The following is a 25,995-nucleotide window of genomic DNA, read 5'->3' as shown; positions in this document are numbered from 1 at the left end:
GCTCCTACGAATGGCGGCTACTTCGCGGCGAACCCGGCGCTGTCGCGCTTTCCGCCCCCTCCCGACCCTCAGCCGTCGCCAGAGCCGATGGCGGTTTGTCGAGAGCGCGCCCCGACCCTCACCCCAACCCCTCTCCCGGTGGGAGAGGGGCTTCAGGCGAACCAATCGTCGACTACGTGAAGCAGCCCTCTTCGAAAGAGAAGAGGGCGGTGCATCAGAACTCCTGCCAGTCCGGCTCGGCGCTGTTGGCCGCGGCGGTGGCGCGCACCTTTCGCGGCGCTGGAGCGGGCTTGGCGGCGGGGGCCTTCGATGCACGGCCCGGCTTCACGGCGGCTGGCATCTCGATGACATCGGCGGCGACGCGTGCGGCCTGCGCCGCATGCGCCAGGCGGAACACCGCGACCGTCTGCACCAGCTGCTCGGACTGCTGCTCCAGGCTGCGCGCAGCGGCCGAGGCCTGCTCGACCAGCGCGGCGTTCTGCTGCGTGCCTTCGTCCATTTGCGTGATCGCGTTGTTGACCTGCTCGATGCCCGAGCTCTGCTCCTGCGATGCGGCGGAGATGTCGGCGATGATGTCGGTGACCTTCTTCACGCTGGTCACGATCTCGTTCATCGTCTTGCCGGCCTGGTCGACCAGCTCGCTGCCTTCCTCGACCTTGGTGACCGAGTCGGTGATCAGCTGCTTGATCTCCTTGGCGGCATTGGCCGAACGCTGCGCGAGCGAGCGCACTTCGGCGGCGACCACCGCGAAGCCGCGGCCCTGCTCGCCGGCGCGCGCGGCTTCCACCGCGGCGTTCAGCGCCAGGATGTTGGTCTGGAACGCGATGCCATCGATCACGCCGATGATGTCGGCGATCTTCTTGGAAGAGGCGTTGATGGCATTCATCGTCTCGACGACTTCGCCCACCACCGTACCGCCCTGGCCGGCGACTTCGGCCGCGCTCTGCGCCAGCTGGTTGGCTTGGCGTGCGTTGTCGGCGTTCTGGCGCACCGTGCTGGTCAACTCTTCCATCGACGAGGCGGTTTCTTCCAGCGACGCGGCCTGCTGCTCGGTGCGCTGCGACAGGTCGCTGTTGCCCGCGGCGATTTCCGCGGCGGCGCTGCTGATCGCGTCCGAACCCTGGCGGATCTGGCCGACGATCTGCGCCAGCTGGTCCACGGTGCGGTTGGCATCGCCGGCCAAGCGGCCGAACTGGCCCGGCAGTTCCACCTCGACGCGGCGGTTGAGGTCGCCGTCGGCGACGGCAGCCAGCAGCGTGCCGACTTCGTGCAGGCCTTCCTCGGCGGTGGCCATCAGCTGGTTCAGCGACTGCACCACGTCGTGGTAGACGAACTCGAAGCGCGAGGCGTCGCCGCGGCGGCTGAAGTCGCCGGCGCAGGCGGCATCGACCAGCGTCTTGATCTCGGCGTTGATCGCGTTCATGCCGTGTTTGACCGAATCGACGGCATCGGTGATGCGCGCCTTCTGGCCCGGCAGCCGGTCCATGTCGTGCGACAGGTCGCCGCGCGCGTACGACGCGACGATCTCGATGGCGCGGGTGTTCACCTGGATGTGCGAATCGACCAGCGTGTTCACCTCGCCGGCCATCTGGCCGTAGGCGCCCGGGAAATCCTCGCTGCGCAGGCGGCGGTCGATCTCGCCGGCCTGGTGCGCTTCGAACAGGTCGCGCTGCGCACCGGCGAAGTTGCGCAGCGTGTTGATGGCGCGCTCCAGGCCACGTGCGATGTCGCGGACCTCGTCGCGGCTGTCCACGCGCACGGCATCGGGGAATTCACCGCGGGCCAACAGGTCCGAGGCGTCCTGCACCTGGCGCAGGGCGGCGCGCGTGCTGCGGCTGAAGCCCAGGAACAGGTACGCGGCGATCGCCAGGATCAGCACGCAGATGCCCAGCGTCAGCGCGGTGCGCTGCTGCAGGCGGCTGATCTCGGCGCTCGCGGCGTGGTCGAGCGAGGCGTTGGCGGCCGACAGCGCGGCGGCCAGGGCCAGGCGGGTGGCTTCCACGCGTGCGGCCATCACCTTCACCGGCAGCACCGGCGTCTCGGCGTCCAGTACGTGTTTCTGGATGTCGGCGTTCTGTTTCGCGACGGCGTCCAGCGCCTTGCGGAACGGCTTGCCGATGGAGTCGGTGAGCGCCGGCAATTCTTCCTCGGCGTCCTTGATCTCCACTTCCGATCGCGTGCGCACGTAGTCCTGCATGTTGCGCGACACGGCCAGGCCGGTGCGGTCGTCCACCCAGATGGCGCCGTCGCCCAGCACGCGCAGCGCGGTGGCGCTCTGCTGTGCGGTGTACTCGGCCAGCGTGGGCACCCACACCGTGGCGGTGCGGCCCATGTACAGCACCGGCGCGTTCTGCGCCTGCGCCAGGCCGGTCTCGTCGGCGATCAGCGCGTGGATGTCGCCCAGCTTGCGGACGGCAACGGCGTGGGCGGTCGAGGCGGCCGCGGAGTCGGCCTGTTCGCCGGTGGCCTTGCCCCATGCTTCACGCGCGCCCTGCAGCGCGGCCGGAATGGTCGAGTCCGACAGCTGCGAACGCTGCCAGGCGGCCAGCGCGTCGAGTTCGCGGTTCACCTGAGCGGTGGACTGCTCGATCGCCTGGTCGGACACGTCGTCCTTGGCGAACTTGCGTACGACCAGTTGCTCGTGCTGCTGCACGCCCAGCATGGCGCGGTGCAGGTGGCCCAGCCCGACCACCGCGCTGCGCTGGGCGCGGGCGGCGTCGATCTCGGCGTTGGAGCGCACGACCAGGATGCCGGCCAGTACGCCGCAGGTCAGCATGAATGCAGCCCCGATGACCATCGCCTTCTGGTTGAAGCGCAACTGCTCCATCAGTCGGGTGGCGGGGGCGAGAAAACGGTCCAGCAGGGAAGAGGGACGGTTGGACATGATGCCTCGCGATTGCAAACGGGCCCTTTCGGGTCGACAACCGGTGCATCGGCGGGGCGGGACGAAACTTTAGGTGAACGAATGCAAACGGGCCCCTCAAGGTTCGCCGGGGGCGGCCGATGTAGGGGCTGACACGTCCACCCAAGGAGCTTCCCCATGCGCCACTCGCTCATCCTCGCCGCCGGCCTGGCCGTGCTGGCCCTGTCCTTCGCCGCGCCGGCCTCGGCCGACCTCAAGCCGACCAAGCGCGTCGAGCCGCAGTACCCGCCGGAAGCCGCCCGCGCCGGTACCCAGGGCTTCGTCGAAGTCGAATTCACCGTGGACCCGGCCGGCAAGGTCGCCAGCGTCTCGGTCGTCAACGCCAAGCCTGCCCGCGTGTTCGAGCAGTCGGCCGTGCGCGCCGTGAAGCAGTGGGAGTTCGCTCCGGGCGGCGGCAAGGGCAAGGTGCGCCTGGACTTCTCGCTGTAATCCCGGATCGCCAGCTGCATGCGAAGAACGCGCCCCCGTGGCGCGTTCTTCGTTTCAGGGGTCCGCTGTGGCGGCTGCGCTCAGAAGCTGTGCCGCGTCGCGCAGGCCATGACGTGGTTGTAGTCGCTGGACATGCAGCGATAGAAGGCCTGCTTCTCTCCACCGGCCGTCTGGCAGTCGCCGAGCGAGAGTTGCCCGCGTAATTGGGTCAGGGTCTTCGCGGTGGCCTCGAAATCGGCGCGGCGCAGGTAGCCGTCGTCAATGTTCCTGCGGCCGACCTCCAGCATGGTGTCCAGGCCCCCGTGCGCGTTCTCCACGGCCCTGGCGCAGGACAGCTCCGCGCCGTCATCGCGCACCTGCAGCAACGCCTGCGCGGCGCTCTCCGCCATCTCCTGCGTGCCCGGCGGCAACGGCCGCGTCTGCGCGAACCCCGCCTGTGCCTGCAGCGCGAGGACAAGCGCGACGGTCAGCGTGCGTGCGATGCGGGCGGCCATGCATGGGGTTCCGGGCATGCGGCCTCGTGCCGCGGTGCGCGAGCTTAACGCGCCGTCCCGCCATGCGGCAGTCCGCGCGCGGCCATGCGGGTTGACGCCGACCGGGCGCTGTCGAACCATCGGTCTCCCACGCGCGCGTCGAGGCCGTCATGACCGATCCGCAGGAGGTTTTCCAGCTGGCGTTGCAGCGCTACCGCGAGGCGGTGCATGCGAAGGACGCCGCCGCGCTGGTGTCGCTGTACGACGAGGACGTGTCCGTCTTCGACACCTGGGGGGCGTGGTCGCTGCGCGGCCGCGAGGCCTGGCACAAGCTGGTGGCCGACTGGTTCGGCTCGCTGGGCGAGGAACGCGTGGCGGTGGAGTTCGACCAGGTCGCCAGCGTCGACACGGCCGATCTCGTCGTCGGCCATGCCTTCGTCACTTTCGCCGCGTTCTCGCCGCAGGGCGAACGCCTGCGCTGGCTGACCAACCGCATGACGCTCGCGCTACGGCGCCACGGCGAGGACTGGAAGATCGTGCACGAACACACCTCGGTCCCGATCGAACACGCCACGCTCAAGGCAATCCTGCAGCGTGGCTGATCTCCTGCTAGTGCATCCCGCCGCCGCATCGGAGCTGCACAAGCGCGTGCACATCGACGCACTGCCGCAACGCGTGTGGCGCGCGCTGATCGACCCGGCCGCGATCGCCGCGTGGACCTCGGACGAACCGCTGGAAGTGATCACCGACTGGCGCATCGGTGGTCCCATCGTGTTTCGCGGCGTGCTGCACGGGCGCCTGCGTTTCGAAAACCACGGCGTGGTGGAAGCGTTCGAACCTGCGCTACGCCTGCAGTACACGCACTACAGTTCGCTGTCGAAACGCGCGCTGGGCGACGTGCCGGAAAACCACGTGGTGATCGAATTCGCGCTGACGCCCGATGGCGGTGGCACGCGGCTAGACCTCACATTGCGCCGGCTGCACGACGAAGCGGTGCGCGGCCACATGGATTTCCACTGGGACATGACGCTGCCCGCGCTCAAGTGTCATTGCGAGCGGGAAGACGTCGTCGCGGAGACGATCACGTGAAACGCATGCGCCCACCCCGCGCATTCTTCATCAGCGCCATCGTGTGCGTCGGTGCGGCCATCGCGGCCGTGTGGGTCGGCCTGTCGGCGCTGACGACCGCGAGCCTGCGGTTCGGCCAGTGCGGTCCCTCGTCGCTCGCGGCCGCGGAGGCGTATTGCCAGGCGGGCGCAAGGTTGCTGTACGTCGCCTATGGCCTGGGCGCGCTGGCCATCGTGACGGGCGTGCTGGCGTTATGGATCCGCCGGCGAGCATCGCGTCCCGGGCTGCGCGCCTGAGATACGCCATTCGCCGCCGTTTTGCCGATGCTGGCGCAAGCTCGCGACGCGATGGCGCCAATGACGCAGTACGTCGTGAAGCGACCGCTTAACGCGCGGACCGCCGATTTCGGTAACATCGCGTGACCGCCGGGGGTGAGACGGCGGTCACACCACCACACGCCATCAGGTTCCTGACGTGAGCCAGGAAATTACTCGACTGTTGCGCAGTTGGAGCGGGGGCGACCAGGAGGCGCTCGGCCCGCTGTTCGAGCTCGTCTACGAGACGCTGCACGAGATCGCCGTGGCGCGCCTGCGCAGCAACGCGCAGCACACGCTGCAGCCGACCTCGCTGATCAACGAGGCCGTGTTGCGCCTGATGGGCCGCAACGTGGAGTGGAACGACCGCGCGCACTTCTTCGCCGTGGCGGCGCTGAAGATGCGGGCGGTACTGGTGGATTACGCGCGTGCGATGGCTTCGGCCAAGCGCGGTGGCGATGTCGAGCTGCTGACGCTCTCGCATGCCGAGCACGAAGGCGTGGCGGTGGAGTTCGACGTGCTGGAACTGCATCGCACGCTCGAGAAACTGGCGGAGATGGATTCGCGTTCGGCGCGGGTGATCGAGATGGCGTACTTCGGCGGCATGGACCGCGAGGAGATCGCCGCAGTGATCGGCGTATCGGTGCCGACGGTGGATCGCGACCTGCGGTTCGCCAAGGCGTGGTTGAACAGGGAACTGGCTTGAGCACGACGGCTTGAGCGGCACGGCCCGGGGGAGGGCGATGGACGCAGAGCGCTGGCAGGAAATCCGGGAACTCTTCGACGCGGTGTGCGAACTGCCGCCGTCGCGCTGGGAACCCACATTGCGCGGCATGACCGGCGACCAGGTCGTCATCGACGAGGTGATGGCGCTGCTGGATGCGCAGACCGTGCAGCTGCAGCGCGTGTCCGGCCCGGTCGCGACGCTGCTGGCGGGCATGCCCGATGCGCAGCTGCAGCCCGGCGACCGGCTGGACGGCTGGCGCCTGGGCGAGTGCCTGGCCAGCGGCGGCATGGGCACGGTGTACGTGGCAGAGCGCGCCGACGGGCTTTTCCAGCAGCGCGTGGCGATCAAGCTGCTGCGCGGGTTCGCCGGCCCCGTCGCCGCGCGGCGCCTGGCCGCGGAACGGCAGATCCTGGCGAGCCTGCAGCATCCGGGCATCGCGCGCCTGTACGACGGCGGCACCACGCCGACCGGCCAGCCGTACCTGGTCATGGAATACGTCGACGGCCTGCCGCTGGACGAATACTGCGACCGCAACCGGCTGGGCCTGCGCGCGCGGCTGCAGTTGTTCCAGCGCGTGTGCGCGGCGGTGTCGGCCGCGCACCGGCAACTGGTGGTGCACTGCGACCTCAAGCCCGGCAACGTGCTGGTGCGCGGGGACGGCGAACCGGTACTGCTGGACTTCGGCATCGCGCGGCTGCTGGCCGAGCACGGCGAGGACGGCGCGGCGGGTTACGGCACCGCCGGCTATGCCAGTCCCGAGCAGCTCGCCGGCGAACGCATCGGCGTCGCCGCGGACGTGTATGGCCTAGGCGCGCTGCTGTGCCGCCTGGTCGCGGCACGCGCGCCTTCGCAGGGCGGTGCACTGCCGCCCAGCGCGCTCGCGCCGCCGGAGACACCGTGGCGCAGGCAGTTGCAAGGCGATCTCGATGCGATCGTCCTGAAGGCCTGCCACGCCGATCCGGCGCAGCGTTACGCCTCGGTCGAAGCGTTCTCGGACGACCTGCAGCGTCACCTGGATCGGCGGCCGGTGCTGGCGCGTCCACGCAGCGCCGGTTACCGGCTCTCGCGCCTGCTGGCGCGCCGCTGGCGCGAGGGCATTGCGGCGGCGGGCGTGATCGCGCTGTGCGTCGCGTTCGTGTGGCAACTGAGCGAAGCGCGCCAGCGTGCCGAACAGGAAGCGCAGGTTGCGCGCAAGGTCAGCGACCTGCTGGTGAAGGCGTTCGCCGCGGCCGACCCGAAGGCGCGCGGCGCACGCGGTGCGCAGGTGCTGACTGCGCGCGACGTGCTCGACCGCGGTGCGGAACAGCTGCCGGAACTGGCGGATTCGCCGGAGTTGCTCGCGCGGCAGCGCGCCGTGATCGGCATGGCCTACAAGAACCTCGGCGAAACCAGCCGCGCCGAGCCGCTGATGAAGCAGGCGGCCGACGAACTCCTGGCGCTGGATGCGCCTGAAGAGGCGGCCGCCGTGCTGAGCGAACTCTCGGTGCTGCAGGCCAACAGCAAGCGCGGCGACGAGGCGGTCGCGGTCGGCCGGCGCTCGCTGGAACTGCGCGAACAAAACGGTGGCGATGCGCTAGCCATCGCCGATTCGTACAACTCGCTGGGCATCGCGCTGGTCGCGCAGGGCGAGCCCGACCAGGCCGTCGAGGCGCTGAAGAAGTCGCTGGAGCTGCGCCGCGCGAAGCTGGGTGCCGGCCACGACAGCGTCGGCGTGACCCTGCAGAACCTGGCGATGGCCTATCGCGAGCAGGGCCAGTACAAGCTGGCCGAGCAGATGTACTACGACGTGCTGGCGCTGCGCCGCCGGCATGGCACGCGCACGCTGGGCATCGTGCATGCGCAGCTCGGGCTGGCCAGCGCGCTCAACGCGCAGGGCCGGCACGCGGAAGCGGCCAGGGTGCTGCGCGAGAACGTCGAACTGGCGCGCGCCGTCTACGACGACCGCGGCGACGACATGGCCACGGTGTACAGCGAACTGGCCAGCACGCTGCAGGACATGGGCGAGTACGGCGAGGCGTTGCCCAACTACCGGCGTTCGCTGGAAGTGGCGGCCGAGTCGGGCGGCGACGACACCATGGAATACGCCATCAGCCTCAACAACCTCGCCACGCTGCTGGAATCGCGCGGCGAGCTGGCCCAGGCCGAGACGGCCTTCCGGCGTTCGCTGGAGATCCGCCGTTCCCATCTTCCGCCCGACGACCGCAGCGTGCTGCGCGCCGAAGGCAACCTGGCGCGGCTGATGATGCGCAGCGGACAGTTGCGCGAATCCCGCCCGGTGCTGGAGCAGAACCTGGCGCAGTGGCAGCGCAGGTCCGACAAGCCGACGCCGGAGCTGGTGATCGCGATGCTGGGCGTGGTCGAGTGGCACCTGCGCGACGGGCAGTACGACGCCGCGCAGGCGCTGCTGGAGCGCACGCCGGTGTTGCCGGAGGAATCGCCCAACCTGGCGACGCGCCGCCTGACGATGCGTGCGGAGCTGGCCCAGCGGCGTGGCCAATGGGTGCAGGCGCAGGACCTGTGGGGACAGGTCGTGGAGCGCACCAGCCAGCAGGTCGGGGCCGGCCAGGTCACCACCGCGCGCTGGCGCGTGCCGTATGCCGAATCGCTGCGTGCCGCCGGTCGTACCGACGAGGCGCGACGGCAGGTCGAACTGGCGCAGGCACCGTTGCGGCACGCGCTGGCTGACGGCGCCGAACCCCTGCAGCGCTTGCAGGCGCTCGAGCAGGGCCTGGGCATGGGCGCGCCAGAGACCTCCCGCAAAGGGTGAGGCCCTCCACGGAAGCGGAACCGGCGTGATAGGGCCGGTCCGCTTTTGCCGGTAAACCAGATACAGGGGGAGTACGCATGCGCGTACATGGCCCCCGTTTGCCGATCGAACAGGGGGAAGCCATGAAGCAGCTGCTGATCTACGACCGCCCGACGCCGCTCAACCGCGACATCCACCGCCACCTGCGCGTGCAGGCGCGCCCGGGCGACTTCCGCTTCTCCGCGCAGGTCAATTCGGTGCCGTTGGCCGCGTCCGAGTTCGCCCGCGCAAGCGCGGATTTCCCCATCGTGTTCGCCGGCGACGAACAGCCGGTGCCGGCGGCGCTGGTCGGCCTGCGAGCCAACGAGAACCTGATGACCGACGCCGAGGGCCGCTGGCGCGACGGCGCGTACGTGCCGGCGTTCCTGCGCCGGTATCCATTCGTGCTGGCCGAAAAGCCGGACAGCGACGACTTCACCGTGTGCCTGGATGCGGCCTTCGCCGGACTGGGCGGCGAACACGGCGAGCCGCTGTTCACCGATTCGGGCGAGGACACCCCGCTGCTGAAGAACGCGGTGGCCTTTCTCGGCGAATACCAGCAGCACCTGCGCCGCACGCGCGACCTGGTCGCGCGGCTGAAGGAACACGACCTGCTGGTGCCGAAGGTGATGCGCGTCGAACCGCAGGGCGACGAGGCGTTCCAGCTGCACGGCTTCTCCGTCGTCGACGAAACCCGCCTGCAGGCACTGAAGGGCAAGCCGCTGCAGGAGCTGCTGCGCAGCGGCGACCTGGGCTTCATCTACGCGCACCTGGTCTCGCTGTCGCGCATCGAGCGGCTCACCGTGCAGCTCGACGCACGCCGCGCCGCGCAACCGGCGCACTGACGACGCGGGCACCACGCCCGCATCGCACTCCTTCACCGACACCCGCAACGCATCGGCGCACGGCCCGGACCGGCCGTGCCCAGGGGAAGCACATGACGCGCATCGACCGACTGACCGCCCGTACCCAGCCGCAGCAGGCGCACGCGCCCGCCACGGTCCGCACGCTCACCGCGGCCATCGCGTCGGTACTCGGCGTCGGCCTGCCCGCGCAGGCCTGGGCGCAGGCGACCAACATCGCCCCCGACCAGCGCACGGGCACCACGGTGACGGGTGGCAGCGGCACGTTCGACGTCACCACGTCGACCACGCGCGGCGCCAACGCCATCAACTCCTTCCGCGAGTTCGTGGTGGGCAGCGGCGACACGGTCAACCTGCACCTGCCCGGCGGCACGCGCAACCTGATCAACCTGGTGTGGGACAGCCAGGCGCTGGTCAACGGCACGCTCAACAGCTACCTGGCGAACAACCAGATCGGCGGCCGCGTGTTCTTCGCCGACCCGCACGGCTTCGTGCTGGGCAGCCAGGGCGTGATCAACGTCGGCGCGCTGGCGGTGAGCACGCCGACGACGGCCTTCATGAACAGCGTGCTGTCGGCCGACGGCACCATCGGCGACAACGGCATCGAGCGCCTGCTCAAGGGCGACGTCGACCTGGCCGACGGCAGCGTCAGCCTGGCCGGCCGCATCAACGCGCTGGACGACGTGCGCGTGCAGGCGCGCGCGGTCGATGCCTCCGGCGTGATCTGGGTCGAGGGCGGCAACGGCGACGACAGGCTCGACACGCAGATCGCCGTGAACACCGGCGCCGGCACCGGCACGCGCCTGGTGCAGGATGGCGACACGGTGCTGCTGGTGGCCACCGATGCCATCGACGTGAGCGGCACGCTGCGCACGCAGGGCGGCGACGTGATCCTGCAGTCGGACGATGCGGTGACGCTCGCCGGCACCGCGCAGATCAACACGCGCACCGTGGCCGTCGCGGCCGACGCGTCGCAGGACGCTACCGCGTCCACCGGCGCTTCCGGCGACGTCACCGTGGCCGCGCGCACCATCGACGTGCAGCAGGGCGCACGCGTGCTGGCGTTCGCCGACAACGGTCATGCTGCCGGCGACATCGCGTTGCAGGCCTCGGCTTACGACAAGGTGCAGACGGGCGATGCGGAAGCGATCAGCTCCGTCACCGTGGACGGCACGCTGCGCGGGCGCAACGTCAGCGCCACCGCGCGCTCGCAGGCCTTGTCGGGCTGGGACTTTGACGCCAACGGCGACCTGGTCGATCCGGTGCTCGCCGCCGGCTCGACCCTGCTGGGTGTCGCCGGCAGCTTCTCCATGGGCTACCTGGACGCCACGGCCAGCGCGACGGTGAGCGTTGGCCAGCACGCCGTGCTGCGCGCGTCGGAAGACCTGACCCTGAAGGCCGAAGCCATCGACAAGGTCGAAACCTCCGCGATGAACCTGGGCAGCGGCATGCTCAACCAGTTCGCGGGCATGGCCTCGGTGTATGGCGGCATCGACGCCGACGCGACGGTGGCCGTCGCCGGCGGCGCCAGCCTGCATGCGACCGATGCGCTGTCCATCCAGGCGCGCACCGACAACCTGATGGACATCTCGGCCAAGTCGATCACCACCGGCGACCAGCCGTTCGTGGCGACCATCGCCTGGTCCGACATCGAAGTGGACAGCTCGGCCACCGTGGCCGCCGGCGCGGACCTCAAGGGCGATGCGGTCGAGATCAGCGCGGCCAACAAGAACAGCTTCACCACCGCCGCGACCGCCATGTCCAATCCGGCCGGCAAGGTCGGCGTGGCCGGCGCGGTGAGCCTGCAGGACGTCAACGCCACCGCGATCAACGCCGCCAGCATGAGCGGCATCGGTTCGCTGCTGATCGACGCGGACACCACGACCTCGAAGAACGCCACCACCGCCACAGTCGGCGTCGCCAGCCAGGGCATGGCGATGAAGATGTACCAGGTGGCCGGCGACGCGATGGACGCCATCGGCAGCCGCATCGGCAACGCACTGCGCGACAGTTCCGGCCAGATCGGCGACCAGAAGGCGTCCTCGCATACCAGCGATTCACCGTTCCGGCTTGGCGGTGCGCTGGCCTTCACCGACGCGCAGCACGACGCCACGGCGGAACTGGCCGACAACACCAGCATCGTCGCCAGCGGCAACGTGACCGTGCATGCCGGCGTCACCGACGGCGCGATCCGCAGCCAGGCCGTGAGCGCGGTCGATTCGGACACGAAGCAGAAGAACGAAGACGGTTCGATGTCGAACGTGTCGCTGTCGGCCGGCATGAACTGGGCGAACTACCGCCACAATGCCAGCGCGCGCGTGGGCCGCGGCGCGGCCATAGATGCCGCGCGCATCGCGGTCGGCTCGGAAACGCGCGTGCCGGTCAACATCAGCTGGACCGATTTCTCCAGCCTCGACCAGATCCTGGGCAAGCTCAACGCGACGCTGGGCGTGGCCGACCAGGTACTCACCAGCTACACCAGCGCCAAGAGCCAGGCGGGCGACCTCGCCATCGGCGGTGCGGTCAACTATCACCAGGTCAGCAACACCAGCCGCGCGTGGATCGACGATGACGCGCGCCTGACCGCCCGCGCCGACGGCGACGATGCGTGGTCCACCGCGCTGGTCTCGGGCGCGACGGCGAACTGGGCGCAGTCCATCGACGTGGCCGCCCTCAACGAAGTCAGCGCCGTGCACGTGGCTGGGCACATCGGCCTGCCGGTGCCGGTGATATCGAACGAAGCCGGCCAGGACGGCGCGGCGGTCGGTGGCGCGTTCACCGACACCATCTACAGCGGCAAGACCATCGCCGGCATCGCGGCCGGTGCCGTCGTCACCACGGCCGACGGTCTGTCCGTGCGTGCCGACAGCCGCGACAACATCGTCACGGTGGCCCCGATGGCGGGCAAGGGGGCCAGCATCGGCGTCAACGGCACCGTCGCCATCGTTGACATCGACAACACGACGCGCGCCTCGATCAGCAACGACGCCAGCATCACCGCCGACACCGTCGGCCTGAGCGCGCAGGAAGACCTGTTCGTCTGGTCCGTGGCCGGCGCGCTGACCATGGGCAACAGCGTCTCGGTCGGCATGAGCGTGGGCATCAACAACCTCGATGCGGACACGCGCGCCTACATCGGCGACAACAGCGACGACGACGCCAACGGCCGCAGCTCGGCGCAGACCGACGGCATGGTCGCCACGCATGCGCTGGCCGTGGATGCCGCGACGAAGGGCCAGGCCGGTGCCGTCACCGTGGCCGGCAGCTACACCAGCAGCGAACCGCCGGGTTCGCCGCCGGGCCTGATCGACCGCCTGACCAGCTCGGTCAACGGCAAGATCGACGGCCTGCGCGGCAAGGCGGCGGACAAGTTCACCAAGCTGCCGCTGCTCAACAAGCTGGCCGACACCGTGCGCGGCAAGCAGGACCTGACGCCCGCCAGCGAGCAGGCGCAGCCGAAGTTCGGCATCGGCATTTCCGGGTCGGCCAGCGTCAACATGGCGCAGTTGGGCTCGCGTGCGTATCTCGACGGCGCGACGGTGACCGGCCGCGACGGCGGCACGCAGACCACCTCGGTGCAGGCCACCAATTCAGCTGAACTGGTCAGCGCCAGCGGTGCGGCGGCGATCGTCCGTGCACAGGCACCCAGCAGCAAGTTCAACGCCGCCATGGCCGGGGCCGTGGCGTACAGCCTGATCGACAACGACACGCAGGCGTACGCGAAGGACAGCGCGATCTCGCAGGCCAACGACGTGACGCTGCGCGCGCTGAGCGCCGGCGAGCAGACGGGGATCGCGATCAGCGTCGGCGTGGAAGCGTCCGGCGGACAGAGCGCCAGCGCCAGTGTCACCGGCTCGTTCTCCATCGGTCAGTCGTCCAACCGCACGCACGCCGGGCTGGAGAACAGCACCGTCACCGGTGCGGCCGGCAGCAGCGACCGCGACGTGGAGATCACCGCGTACGACCGCACGCGCATCGGCCTGGGCGGCGGCGCGCTGTACGTCAACACCACCAGCTCCAGCCAGAACGCCAACATCGGCGCGGCGTTCACCTACGCCGAGACCGACGACGAAACGCTGGCCTACGTGAAGGGCGGCAGCCTGACCTCGTTCGATGCGGTGCAGGTGCGCGCGATCGATTCGGCGCTGATCGGCACCGGTGCGGGGATGGGCGGCGGCGGCGCGCAGGCCAACGGCCTGGCCGGCGCGTTCGTGTGGAACGACATCGGCAACACCACGCGCGCCTCGATCACCGACGGCGCCGTGCTGCGCACCGCCGGTGCCGACGGCATCGCGGTGAGCGCGCGGTCCAGCGCGCCGCTGGGCGAACTGGACGCGCTCATCGACGGTGGCATCGGCAACCGCTCCGGTTACGACTTCAGCGGCAACGGCCTGTACGACAATGCCGGCGAGACGGGTCTGCCGGGCACCGCCATCGTCTCGGTCGCCGGCCTGGTGCAGGTGGGCAAGAACAACATCGGCCTGTCGTTCGTCGGCAGCGACGTGCACAACACGCACGAGGTGCAGATCGACTCGGCCACGCTGGACGCGCAGGACGGCGCGATCGACCTGCACGCCAGCGACGACACGCGCATCGTCTCGCTGTCGGTGGGCGCGGGCGTGGCCACCGGCAAGTTCGCCGGCATCGGCAACGCCACGGCGAACCAGATCCGCAACATCGACCGCGTCGCCATCAGCGATTCGTCGCTGACCGGCGCCAGCCTCAGCGCCAAGGCCGAGGACCGCTCGCGCATCGATACGCTGGCCGGCAACGTCGCGTACTCGGCCAACACGGCGGTGGGCGCGGCGGTCACCTACAACAGCCTCGACAACACCGTGCAGGCGCACCTGTCCGGCAGCACACTGGACGTGGCCGGCGCGGCGCAGCTGACGGCGCTCAACGACGCGGAAGTGCTGGCCGGCGCGGTTGCCGGTGCGGCCTCGCAGAGCGTCACGATCACCGGCTCGCTCAGCTGGACCGAAAGCGACAGCGAGGTCGATGCCACCATCGACGGCGACAGCCAGGTCAGCGCGGGCGACCTGACCGTCAGCGCGGAGAACGCGGCCAATCTGAAGACGCTGGCCGGCAGCGTGGCGATCTCGAAACAGGCGGCCATCGGCGCTGCGTTCAACATCGTCGACGTGTCCGACACCACCACCGCGCGCATCCTCGATTCCGGGCTGGACATCGACGACGCGCTGCGCGTCACCGCGAAGGGCACCGGCGAGGTGTACTCGCTGGCGGTGGCCGGCGCGGTGTCGCAGAACTTCGCGGTCGGCGGCTCCAACACCGACAACTTCATCGACAACACCGTGCGCGCCGAAGTCGACGGCGTGCGCGGCGTCGCGGCGCAGACGGGCGCCCGTGCGCGCACGCTGGACATTGAAGCCACCAACACGGTGGCCGCGCATTCGCTGGCCGGTGCGGTCGCGGCGGCCAAGAGCGTGGCCGTGGGTGGCGCGGTCGGCGTGAACATGATCGACGGCAGCACGCGCGCGCTGCTGACCGATTCCGTGCTGGCAGTGAGCGACACGGTGGACGTGAGCGCCGAGTCGCGGGCCACCATCGAAACGATTGCCGTGGCCGCCGGTGGCGCGCAGACGGTGGGTTTCGCCGGCTCGGCCACCACCAACACCATCGACAGCCAGGTCGAGGCGGGCATCGCCAACACCTCGCTGGCGCAGGCGGGCAACGTCACCACGGTGGCCGCGCGCGACGCCTCGCAGATCGACTCGCTGGCCGGCGCGGCCGGCGTCGCGCAGAACGCGGGCATCGGCGCGGCGGTCGCGGTGAACCGCGTCGGCACCGACGTCAGCGCCTGGCTCGACGGCGGCGCCGACAACCGGCAGTACCACGCGGGCGACGTCACCATCAGCGCGCGCGGGACCAACCGCAACAGCGACGACTCGGCCAACATCCGCACCATCGCGATCGGCATCGGCGGCGGCGTGGATGTCGGCGGCGCGGCGTCGGTCGCGGTCAACCTGATCGACGGCGACGTGTCCTCGCGCATCGGCAACGGCGCCAACGTGCTGGCCGAGAACAACGTCGCCGTGCTGGCCGAGAACCGCCAGGGCATCGACGTGTTCGCCGGCAGCGCGGGCATCAGCCTGATGCGCGCGGGCATCGGCCTGGGCGCAGTGGTCAACGAGATCGGCGGCGACACCAGCGCGCTGATCAGCGGCAGCACCACGCAGGTCAGCGCGCTGGCCAAGGGCGAGGGTCGCACGGTGTCCAGCGGCAGCCTGCAGGATCCCGACGCGGTGAATGCGCTGGACCTGGAGAACGTCGAGGACTACGTCGCGCCGGACCTGGGCTTTGGCACCACCACCGTCAACGGCGTCGCGGTCAACGCGGCGAGCGCGCAGCACGTGACCTCGCTGGGCGCCAGCCTGGCGCTGTCGTTCAACCCGAAGGGCTCGTTCGCGTTGGCGGCCATCAGCGGCACCAACGTGCTGGGCGGCACCACCACGGCCGGCATCGACGGCGCACGCATCAACCAGGCCGCGGGTGCGGCCGCCGACCAGAACGTCGACGTGCGCGCCGGCAGCCACGTGATGAGCGCCAACTTCATCTTCGGCGCGGCTGGCGGCACCACCGACGTTGGCGCCACCGCGGCCATCGCCAGCACCGTGTTCGACCAGGGCACCAGCGCCTACATCCGCAACGCCACGGTCGATGCCGCGCAGGACGTCAACGTGTCCGCGGAAGCCAGCCAGAACTCGGTGTCGATCGCGGCGGGCATCGCCGGCGCCATCGTCGGCGGGGCGGCCAGCGGTGCCATCAACCTGTTCGACGCGGACACCCGCGCCTATGTCGAAGGCGGTTCGATCGGCGCGCGCCATCTCGACGTCTCCGCGCTGGACACTACCAACGTCAACCTGATCGCCGGCAGCGGCGCGGGCGGCGCCGTCGGCGTGGCCGGCAGCTTCCTGGTCAACGTCGGCCAGACCACCACGCAGGCGTACGTGGGCGATGGCGACAGCGCCACCACGCTGGACCTGTCGGGCAACCTGACCATCGACGCGCTGACCCGCAACGACATGCAGGGCATCGCGGTGTCCGGCGCGGTCGGCGGTGCCGCGGGCGTGGCCGGCATGGCCATCGTCAACGTCGTGCAGAACGACACGCAGGCCTGGCTGCAGAACGCCGTCGCCGACACGGGTGGCGCGCTCACCGTGAGCGCGCGCGAGGAACTCGACCTGGCTGCGTATTCCGGCGCACTGGGCGTGAGCCTGGGCGGCTACGGCGTGGGCGCTTCGGCCAACATCGCGGTGCTGGGCAGCAACGTGTCCGCCGCCGTGGTCGACAGCGACGTCGACGTGGCCGGCGCGATGCGCGTGGAAGCCGACAGCGACCGCGAGATCGACGCCATCACCATTTCCGCGGGCGTGGGCCAGACCGCCGGCATCGGCGGCGCGGCCGCGCTGCTGCTGATCGGCGACGGCGATCGCGGCGATGCGAACGACGAGCTCGACGCCGGCGGCAACGGCACCGTCTCGCGCCTGGACGACCTGGCCAGACTCGGCCGCGTCGATTCGGCGCTGGTCGGCGACGCGCTGAGCGAGAACGAGCGCCAGCGCATCAACAACCGTTCCGCCTACAGCCTGAAGGACGCAGTCGGCGGCGGCCATGACGGCGTGTACGCCAGCGTGCACGGCGGCACCGTCGATGCCGCCTCGCTCACCGTGGATGCGGAAAGCACCGTGCGTACCGAGAACCGCGTCGGTGCGCTCGGCGCAAGCCTGGGCGTCGGCGTCGGCGGCTCGTTCGCCTACACCGCCCTGTACGGCACCACGCAGGCGGAGATTGCCGGCGCACAGGTCAACAGCAGCAGCGTCGATGTCGGCGCGCGCGCCGGCAACGGCAGCGGTGCCGCGGCGCTGGCGGAAAGCTACGTCGGCGGCATCGGCCTGGTCGGACTGGGCGCGGGCGTGTCGATCGCCCGCGTGGACCAGGTGGTGAGCGCGAAGGCCGGCGGCACCTTCACCGGCAATGGCGGTCACCTCGATGTCACCGCCGAAGACGACAGCGAAGTGCAGGCGCACGCCTATGGCGGCTCCGCCGGCGGCGCGGCCGCGGGCGTGGTGGTCGCCGATGCGGCCAAGTCCAGCCAGGTCGAAGCGGTGCTGGCCGCTTCCAGCCGCGTCAGCGGCTATGACTCGCTGACCATCGACGCAGACAGCCACGGCCGCGTGGAAGCCGAAGGCATCGGCGCCAGTGCCGGCCTGCTGTTCGCCGCCAACGGTGTGGGTGTGAGCGCCCGCGACAGCTCGCGCGTGCGCGCCGAGATCGGCGATGCCGCCGTCGTCGCGGTCAACAACGCCATCTCGGTCAACGCCAGCGCGCGGCCGCAGGCGTACGCGGATGCGCTGGGCGTCAGCGTGGGCGGCACGGCCGGCCTGGGCGCCTCGGTGGCCATCGCACGCGCCGACGTGGACGTCGATGCGCACCTGGGCGACAACGTGCTGCTCGCCGCCGACAGCGTGAGCGTGGACGCCAGCGCATCGCCGGACGGCACCACGCCGGGCGCGTACGCCAAGGCGGTCGCGGGCACCGGCGGCACGCTGCTCGGCGCGACCGCGTCGGTCGCGGAGGCCCACGGCGATTCGAACGTCACCGCCGATACCGGCCGCGACATCGAGATCGTCGGCGGCAACGTCACCGTGCGTGCCACCAACGACACCTCGCAGGAAGCCGAAAGCCTCGGCGTCGCCGTCGGCGCGCTGGCGGTCGGTGCGTCCGTCGCCAAGGCGACCTCCAACACCCAGACCACCGCAACGCTGGGCGAAAGCGCGCTGGTGCACGGCGAAGTGCGCCGCGACGGCAACGGCAACATCGTCCGCGACGGCAATGGCAATCCGGTCCACAACGTGGCCGGCAACGTGCTGGTCAAGGCCGACGGCACCGACCGCAACCGGGCCAACGCGACCGCCGGCAGCGGCGGCGTGGTGTCCGGCGCGGCGGCGGAATCGACCACGTCGGCCATTTCCACGGTCGATGCGGCGATCGCCGCCGATGCGGTGGTGCGCGCGCGCGACATCCAGCTGCGTGCCGACCACGACTCGCGCTATGCGGGCCTGGCCGACTCGACCAATGCGGCCGTCGTCGGCGGCAGCGGCGCGGCGGCCTACAACAGCGCCAACGCGACGGTGCGCGCGAAGGTCGGCGACCGCGCCTACCTGGACTCGGTGGGCGACCTGTCCGTCATCGCCAACAACGCCTTCCACAGCGACGTCACCGATACATCGGTGTCCGCCGCGGGCGGTGGCGTGATCAATGGCAGCGCCGCGCTGATCGAAACGCGACTGACCGGCAACACGCGCGCCGACATCGGCAGCAATGCGGTGCTGCTGACCGGCGCCGGCAACGCCAGTAACGGGCAGGCGGGCGAACTGGAAGTCGTCGCCAGCACGCAGGCCGACACCAGCGACACCGCCAGCCTCAGCACCGGCGGTGCCATCGACGTGGCGGTGGTCAAGGTCGACGTGGACGGCGATTTCGACAACCGCGTCGGCATCGGCAACAACGCCTGGCTCAACAGCTTCGGCTACATCAACGTCGGCACGTACACGCAGGCCGCCTCGACCGCGCGCGCGCTGGTCAACACCTGGGGCCTGGCCGCGGTGGGCGTGGCGTCCTCGGACGTTTCGTTCGACAACAGCCAAGGCGTGGCGGTGGGCGACGGCGCGGTGCTGGAGGCCTACAAGAACATCTACCTGACCGCCGGCCGCGACGCGCGCAACCTGCACGACACGCGCCTTACCGCCACCAGCCAGGCGCAGGGCTACGTGCGCGGGCTGATCGCGATCCCGGACGCCAGCGCGTCGGCGGATTCGCGCAGCACCTCGGACGTGACCATGGCCGCCGGCAGCAAGGCGCTCGGTGCCAGCAACGTCACGGCGGGCGCGTACACCGGCGATCTGCGCAACGAGGTGGACGGCACCGGGCACGGTTATCAGCTGGGTTTCATCCCGGTCACGCAGCACGACAGCGACAGCCACACCTACGGCCGCGGCACGCTCAACCTCAACGGCGAGATCCTGGCCGGCCGCTACAACCGCCTGGATATCGTGATCAATGCCGATGGCAGCCTCACGCAGAACGCCGGCATGCCGGTGGTGGCGACCAGTGGCACGTTCAATCCGGTGGCCTTCCTGGACGGCCTGGACTGCGGTGGTTCGGACAGCGACGGATGCAAGGGCCTGGCCGCGCTGCGGGGCTCGGTCTACAACGGCAACACCGGCTATTGGCAGCTGGGGCCGCTGTTCGCGGCGGGCGGCGACGTGTTCCTGCACGGCGACAGCATCACCGGCACCGGCACGGCGACCGCCAAGGGCGCGCCGAGCATCTCGGTGGTCAACAACAGCAACCGCTATCTCCTGCTGGATTCCATCGAAACGCCGGACTATTCCGGCGGCCGCGTGCGCTTCACCGGCACCAGCAACACCGCCGGCGGCATGACGCTGGCGCAGGAGTCCTCCGGTGCGCAGCCGAAGGTGTTCCTGCACAACGCGTGGGGCGGCAGCAATGCGCCGGCCATCTTCATGATGGAAGACGTGCGCAACATCGGCGGCCTGGTCCACGTGCGCAACGATGAGGGCTCGATCGGCCAGTTCGGCACCACCTACGCGCAGCAGCAGTTGGTGGAAGCGCCCAACGGCATCGTCACCTTCAACGACATCAACGCCAACTGGTTCAGCGGCAGCAACCCGCAGTCGGACTGGCGCAACGTGATGCTGCGTCCGGGCAGCGCCAACGATGCGGTCGCGTACATCGCCAATTACCTGTACGGCAATACCGGCAACCTGTTGTACCGGCCGGGCCCCAATGGCGACTACGCCGGCGAATCCATCGTGCTATGGGGCGGCTGCACGCCGCATACCAGCAACGACGGTTGTGGAGTGGGCCCATACGGCACCGTGGATTTCCACGGTCGCGGGATGCCGATCCTGCCGGGCCGCTCGCTCGGCCAGACGCTGGGATACGAGTCCAGCGGCGCGGCGACCAACGCCGGCAACAGCAGCTTCCGCGGCCAGCAGATCTACGTGCGCGCGGCCTACATCGACGTCAACAGCGAGATCAACGCCGGCGCCGGCACCGACTGGTCCCTGCGCATCGATTCGGCGGCGGGCAACTGGATCGCCGGCATCGACGCCATCGGCGGCAGCGGCCTGTACGAGATTCCCGAGAACCTGCTCGCGACGATGGGCGTGGATTCCAACAAGATCCAGGCCTGGTACGACGCCTCCAACAAGCGCATCGTCGTCGACGACGTCAACGCGTCCGGCGGCGGCTACGTCTACCTGGACGGCCGCATCGTCAGCAGCACGCCGCACGGCAAGATCAAGGTCAACAGCGGCTACGGCGACGTGCGCATCGGCAGCCAGCTCGCGCTGCCCGTCACCGTGCAGGACATCAACGTCGGCAACGGCGCGGTGGGCGTGATCGAGATCGTCGACCGCCAGAAGGCCGTCGTGAATGGCCGTCCGTACACGACCTGGTACGTGAGCCGCCAGGGCGAAGCTGCGGTGGCCTACGACAACCGCAACGGCGCGACCAGCTACGACACCGCCTACCAGCTCGGCGACGCCACCGGCTATGACCCGACGGCCGGCATGCGTTACCGCTGGCAGGAGGTGGCCTATGTCGGTCGCGACATCGAGGGCAACAACTGGTACTGGACCGACGCCAGCGGCGGCGGCGTCGACGACGGCCAGCAGTGGCAGACCCGCAACGCCGGCTTCTACCAGGGCGCCACCGGTGGTCCGGCGTTCGAGGAATCGATCACCGGAACCCTGGGCGGCGGCAACAGCTGGAAGGTCAGCTATGGCTGCGATGACGACGGCGATTGCAACTACGGCTTCCCGACGCCACCCAATGGCATGCACTGGAACGAGGATCGCGAGGACGACGGCGGTTACGAAACCTGGTGGCGCTACTGGATGCCGAACACCGGCAGCATCACGCTCAGCGCTTCGGTCAAGGCCGACAACCGCATCGCGATCGATTTCAGCGGCAACACGCAAGCCAATATCGACGTCGACGTCCGCGGCGACCTGTACCTGGACGGCCGCATCTCCAACCAGTACGGACAGACCAGCCTGAGCGCCAACGGGCAGGGCGGCGCGTCCGGCGCGGGCGACATCGTGCGCGGTGGCGACACCTCGGAAATCCTGGCGCGCGACCTGCGCCTTGAAGCCACCGGCGGCATCGGCGTGCACGACGTGGTCAATCCGCTGGCGATCACGCTGGCCGGCGGCGGTTCGGTCACGGCGCATTCGGGTGCGCGCGGCGTGAACCTCGACATCGCCTCGGACGTGAAGCTCAACGTCAGCGCGAAGGACGCCAGCGGCTACGGCAACGTCAACGTCGTGGCCAACGGCAACATCACCGGGATCGACGGACAGTCGCGCGACGTGGTCGGCCGCGACATCACGCTGCGCAGCCGCTACGGCGACATCGGCAGCCTGGCGCGACCGCTCAACCTGGAAGCGCACGAAACCGCGCTGTACGACGGCGGTACCAGCGGCGGCGTGGTCAATGCATCGGCCATGGGCGACATCGCGCTGGCCGACCATGCCGGCGACTTCTGGATCGGCAGCATCGTGTCCGAGGCCGGTGACGTGCGGCTGGATGCGCCCAATGGCGCGTTGCTCGACGCCGGCCTGCGCACCGCGGCCGACACGCTGACGCCGGAGCAGGCGCAGGAGATCTGGGACGACCTGCAACTGGACGGCAGCGGTCGCGACGATTCGGTTCGTGCCTACGAGAACCAGGTCACCGCGCGGTACCAGGAATACTGGCGCCTGCTCGACATGGGCCAGGTGGTGGACGGCGAGTTCCGCCTGGACGATGCGCGCATCGCGCTGTATCGCCCGCAGGCGGAGGCCGCGGCCGGCCGCATGGGCCTGGGCGACGACGAAGTGCGTGCCTACGTGGCCTCGCGCTACGACAGCATGGCACTGCTGTTCGAACAGGCCTACGGCAACGGCTGGGCCCAGCGCAGCGAGTTCCAGCAGCAGGTGGCGTCCTACGCCTACACGGTGGACACGGCCTCGCAGCTCTACACCGACCTGACCCGCAACGCGGTCTGGACGCAGGAGCAGCTGCGCTATGCGATCAACGCCAACGCACTGCAACCGTCCGGCGGCGCGGTGGGCAACACCGAGCCGAACGTCAGCGGTCGGAACGTCGTGCTGAACGCGCGCGACATCGGCCGCCTGGCCCCGGACCTGGACGTGGGTTACGCCGACCTGGCCTCGGGCAACGTCAATGTCGAGCAGGCGTTGGCCTTGGCACTGGCCAACGCGCCGGGCGACGTCTCGCTGCTCGCGCCGGACGGCCATGCGCTCACACGCGACGAACTGCTCGCGCTGAGCGAGGATGACATCCGCAACGGCGCCATCGCGACCGTGCGCGTCAAGCGCACCTCGCCGCTGTTCGTCGCCGCAAGCGGCTCGCTGTCGGCCGACGCACAGAACAACGCATTCGTGCAGGCCAACGGCGACGTGCGCGTGGACCGCATCGATGCGGGCGGCAACGTGCGCTTGGCGGCCGGCGGCGGCATCACCGCCGCGCGCGACGACGGCATCGCCGCCATCGCGATCGGCGGCGACCTGGTCGTGCTGGCGGGCAGCGGCAGCATCGGCACATCGGCCACCGACACCACGGCGGCATCGCCGCTGGTGGTGGACATCGGCGGCGGGCTGCTGTCGGCGTCCGCGGGCCAGGATGCCTTGCTGCGCCAGATCAATGGCGACTTCACCATCGGCAGCGTGTTCGCCGGCGGCACCGTCGACCTGGAAGCGCGTGACGGCAGCCTGCTGTCGTACCTGGATGTGATCGCCGTCGATGGACGCGACGTCAACCTGCGTGCGCAGGGCGACATCGGCCGCCGCAGCGACGCCGCCATCGGCGGCATCGATGCCCCGATGCAGGTGCGCAGCTCCGGCCAGCTCAACGGCACGGCCGGCGGCAACGTGTGGCTCGCCAGCGACCTGGACCTGGACATCGGCGAGCTGGCCGCGCAGGGCAACCTCGACGTGACCGGCAGCGGCCGCGTGGACGCCCAGCGCCTGCTGGCACAGAACGGCGCGCTGCACGCTTCGGCCGGTGCGGATGCGAACGTGGGCGAAGCGATCGCGGGTGGCGCGCTGTCGCTGACCGCGGTGGGCGATCTGTCCGTCGCCACGCGCGCGCAGGCCGGCGACACGCTCGACGTGCTGGCCGGTGGCGCATTGAACGTCGCCGACGATGCGCAGCTGTCGGGCAATGGCGTCACGCTGGACGGCGCCAGCATCGCACTGGGTGCGCGTACGCAGGTCGACAGCCGCGCGCAGGCCAGCCTGCGTGCCGATGGCGGCATCGCGATGGGCGACGACAGCCGCATCGCCGCGCAGGGCACGTTCGACCTCGACGGCGCTTCGCTGTCGATGGGCGCGGGCAGCACGATTGCCGCCGCCGACACGCTGCGCCTGCACACCGCGGGCGACATGACGCTGGGCAAACTGCACCACACCTCGACGCTGGGCGGCACCCAGTTCGAGCTGGTCGCGGGCGGCCGCGTTCTCGCCAACGGCGACGGTCGCGCCAATCTCGTCGGCGACAATGCAGCGCCGGGCACGATCGACGCCGGCCAGGGCATCGGCAGCGCGGAGCACTACCTCACCGTCGACACGCCGGAGCTCACGCGCGCGGACACGACGCAGGGCGACATCTACCTGCGCATGCTCCGGTCGGTCACGGGGCAGGGCATCACCGCCGAGCAGGGCAATGTGAGCGTCGATGCCATGGGCGACTTCGCCTATGCGGACGTGCATGCGGCAGGCGACGTGTCGGTGCTGGGCGCGGGTGCGATCGCAATCGACGACACGAATGCGGGTGGCGGCGCCCGCATCGAGGCCGCCACGGAACTGACGCTGGGGAGCGTCGGCGCCGGTGGCGACGTGGTGGCAACCGCGACGCAGGGCGCGGTGGCCATCGACCAGACGCGCGCCGGTGGCAATGCGCGCGTCGAAGCCGGCACCGGCCTGACGTTGGGGAGCGTCGAGGCCGGTGACGGGCTGGTGGCGACCGCCGGTGGCGCCCTCGCCATCGACGACGCGCAGGTGGGCGGCGACGCCACCCTCGCCGCGGGCACCGCGATGACGCTGGGACGGATCGCGGCAGGGGGCGATCTGTCGGCGCAGGCACAGCAGACGCTGAAGTTCGCGTCGCTGGCCAGCGGCAGTGACGCGACGGTGCTCGCGGGCGTCGACGTGCTGGGTGGCGATGTCGCCGCCGGCGGCAATGTGCGCGTGCAGGCGGGGCGCGACATCGCCCTGGGCCAGGTCGATGCGGGCCAGGCGGTAGTGCTGGATGCGGGCGAGGCGCTGCAGGTGGCGGGCATCCGCGCCGGCACCGACATCGACCTAACCGCCGGCACCACGCTCGGCTTCGATGCGCTGCAGGCCCGCGGCAACCTGGGGCTGCGCTCGCGTCGCGGCGACATCGTCGGCCGCTCGCTGGCCATCGGCGGCAATGCGTCGCTCGATGCCGCAAGCCGCGTGCAGCTGGACGCGTACGACATCGACGGCACGGTCTCGCTGCGGTCGGGCGCCGACACCGCGATCGGCGACGGCCGCAGCGGCGGTGCGCAGAACCTGCTGGTGGGCGGCAGCCTCGGCTTCGATTCGCTGCGCAGCGATGCGTCGCTGTTCGCAGATGCCGCCGGCGGCTCGCTGCGGGGTGCGCTTGTCGAGGCGCCGCGCGCGGACTTCGCGGCGCACGACGTCATCTCGCTGGACCTGGCGCGCGTGGACGATCGCCTCAACCTCGCCTCGGCCGAGGTGTTCGCCCGTGTCGAGCAGACCGCGGGCAGCGGGCCGCTGTCGATGGTGCTGACCGGCTACCGCGGCGGCATGGCGCAGCGCGTCGTGCTGGACGTGGACGCACGCGACGAGTGGCTGCTGGAACGTCTGTCGGCGATGCAGGCCGAGCTCGACACCACCGCGCGCAACGTGTCCATCGTCGATGGCGAGATCGGCGAAACCATGCGCCTGACCACGCCGGCGGCGACCGTCTGGATGGACAACGCGAACGCCCGACTGCTGGCAGCCGACGTGCAGCTGCTGGAGCTCGACAAGCGCTTCACGCTGATGCAGTCCAACCGCCACAGCTACACCGATGCGTACGTCATCCGCTTCGCGCCGGGCTACGCGGTGGGTGTGCCCAACTTCATCGCCGCGCACAGCTGGGGCGATGTGGACTACCTCGGCGAGAGCGCGCTGCGCTTCACCTGGCGCACGCTGGACGACGAGGAAGTGCAGGGCATGCCGGTCGACGGGGAGCAGGTCGGCAGCGACGAAGAGCGCGACGATCCGCTGCTGCCCAGCGTGGATACCGCAGTGAAGCTGGCGGTCGGCCCGTGAG

The 25,995-nt window shown here is 70.2% G+C and carries 10 protein-coding genes; 8 read left to right on the top strand and 2 right to left on the bottom strand.

All coding sequences use genetic code 11. The features are described from left to right. Positions 1 to 214: 214 nt before the first annotated feature. Positions 215 to 2,884 carry a methyl-accepting chemotaxis protein gene (locus tag VFE83_RS16990; RefSeq protein ID WP_324908344.1) on the bottom strand — a complete coding sequence of 890 codons (2,670 nt, stop codon included), beginning with the start codon at positions 2,882 to 2,884 and terminating at the stop codon, positions 215 to 217. Positions 2,885 to 3,040: 156 nt separating this feature from the next. On the opposite strand from VFE83_RS16990, the gene VFE83_RS16985 reads away from it, so the two are divergent. After that, complete coding sequence (locus VFE83_RS16985) at positions 3,041 to 3,352, top strand: energy transducer TonB (RefSeq protein ID WP_324908342.1); 312 nt, start codon at positions 3,041 to 3,043, stop codon at positions 3,350 to 3,352. Positions 3,353 to 3,432: 80 nt separating this feature from the next. Here VFE83_RS16985 and VFE83_RS16980 read toward each other — a convergent pair whose 3' ends face one another. Then, on the bottom strand, positions 3,433 to 3,846 hold the full coding sequence (locus VFE83_RS16980) for a hypothetical protein (protein ID WP_324908340.1): 414 nt from the start codon (positions 3,844 to 3,846) through the stop codon (positions 3,433 to 3,435). 149 nt (positions 3,847 to 3,995) lie between these two features. Here VFE83_RS16980 and VFE83_RS16975 point away from each other — a divergent pair, with 149 nt between their 5' ends. The 7 genes from VFE83_RS16975 (at position 3,996) to VFE83_RS16945 (ending at position 25,994) form a co-directional block, all read left to right on the top strand. Continuing rightward, complete coding sequence (locus VFE83_RS16975; protein WP_324908337.1) at positions 3,996 to 4,427, top strand: YybH family protein; 432 nt, start codon at positions 3,996 to 3,998, stop codon at positions 4,425 to 4,427. After that, positions 4,420 to 4,914, top strand: a complete 495-nt coding sequence (locus tag VFE83_RS16970) for an SRPBCC domain-containing protein (protein WP_324908335.1) — start codon at positions 4,420 to 4,422, stop codon at positions 4,912 to 4,914. The genes VFE83_RS16975 and VFE83_RS16970 overlap by 8 nt, the downstream gene beginning before the upstream one ends. 5 nt (positions 4,915 to 4,919) lie before the next feature. Further along, complete coding sequence (locus VFE83_RS16965) at positions 4,920 to 5,189, top strand: hypothetical protein (RefSeq protein ID WP_324908333.1); 270 nt, start codon at positions 4,920 to 4,922, stop codon at positions 5,187 to 5,189. A gap of 178 nt (positions 5,190 to 5,367) precedes the next feature. Further along, positions 5,368 to 5,913 (top strand): ECF-type sigma factor, encoded by a 546-nt coding sequence (locus VFE83_RS16960; protein ID WP_324908331.1) that lies wholly within the window; start codon positions 5,368 to 5,370, stop codon positions 5,911 to 5,913. 37 nt (positions 5,914 to 5,950) lie between these two features. Then, positions 5,951 to 8,701: a serine/threonine-protein kinase gene (locus VFE83_RS16955; protein ID WP_324908329.1), complete on the top strand. Its 2,751-nt coding sequence runs from the start codon at positions 5,951 to 5,953 to the stop codon at positions 8,699 to 8,701. A gap of 122 nt (positions 8,702 to 8,823) precedes the next feature. Continuing rightward, on the top strand, positions 8,824 to 9,564 hold the full coding sequence (locus VFE83_RS16950; RefSeq protein WP_324908327.1) for a SapC family protein: 741 nt from the start codon (positions 8,824 to 8,826) through the stop codon (positions 9,562 to 9,564). A 92-nt stretch (positions 9,565 to 9,656) separates the two neighbouring features. After that, positions 9,657 to 25,994 (top strand): leukotoxin LktA family filamentous adhesin, encoded by a 16,338-nt coding sequence (locus VFE83_RS16945; RefSeq protein ID WP_324908325.1) that lies wholly within the window; start codon positions 9,657 to 9,659, stop codon positions 25,992 to 25,994. The last annotated feature ends 1 nt before the right edge of the window (position 25,995 follow it).

Source organism: Lysobacter sp., assembly GCF_035655815.1.
In the GTDB taxonomy this organism is placed as follows: Bacteria; Pseudomonadota; Gammaproteobacteria; order Xanthomonadales; family Xanthomonadaceae; genus Lysobacter_J.
Note: the sequence above shows the minus strand (reverse complement) of the source record. Positions and strands in the feature narration are given on the sequence as shown.

Bases quoted from the DNA above. Each gene is read 5' to 3' on its own strand.
- VFE83_RS16945 (WP_324908325.1), top strand. From the start codon at position 9,657: ATGACGCGCATCGACCGACTGACCGCCCGTACCCAGCCGCAGCAGGCG.
- VFE83_RS16950 (WP_324908327.1), top strand. From the start codon at position 8,824: ATGAAGCAGCTGCTGATCTACGACCGCCCGACGCCGCTCAACCGCGAC.
- VFE83_RS16965 (WP_324908333.1), top strand. From the start codon at position 4,920: ATGCGCCCACCCCGCGCATTCTTCATCAGCGCCATCGTGTGCGTCGGT.
- VFE83_RS16955 (WP_324908329.1), top strand. From the start codon at position 5,951: ATGGACGCAGAGCGCTGGCAGGAAATCCGGGAACTCTTCGACGCGGTG.
- VFE83_RS16980 (WP_324908340.1), bottom strand. From the start codon at position 3,846: ATGGCCGCCCGCATCGCACGCACGCTGACCGTCGCGCTTGTCCTCGCG.
- VFE83_RS16975 (WP_324908337.1), top strand. From the start codon at position 3,996: ATGACCGATCCGCAGGAGGTTTTCCAGCTGGCGTTGCAGCGCTACCGC.
- VFE83_RS16990 (WP_324908344.1), bottom strand. From the start codon at position 2,884: ATGTCCAACCGTCCCTCTTCCCTGCTGGACCGTTTTCTCGCCCCCGCC.
- VFE83_RS16985 (WP_324908342.1), top strand. From the start codon at position 3,041: ATGCGCCACTCGCTCATCCTCGCCGCCGGCCTGGCCGTGCTGGCCCTG.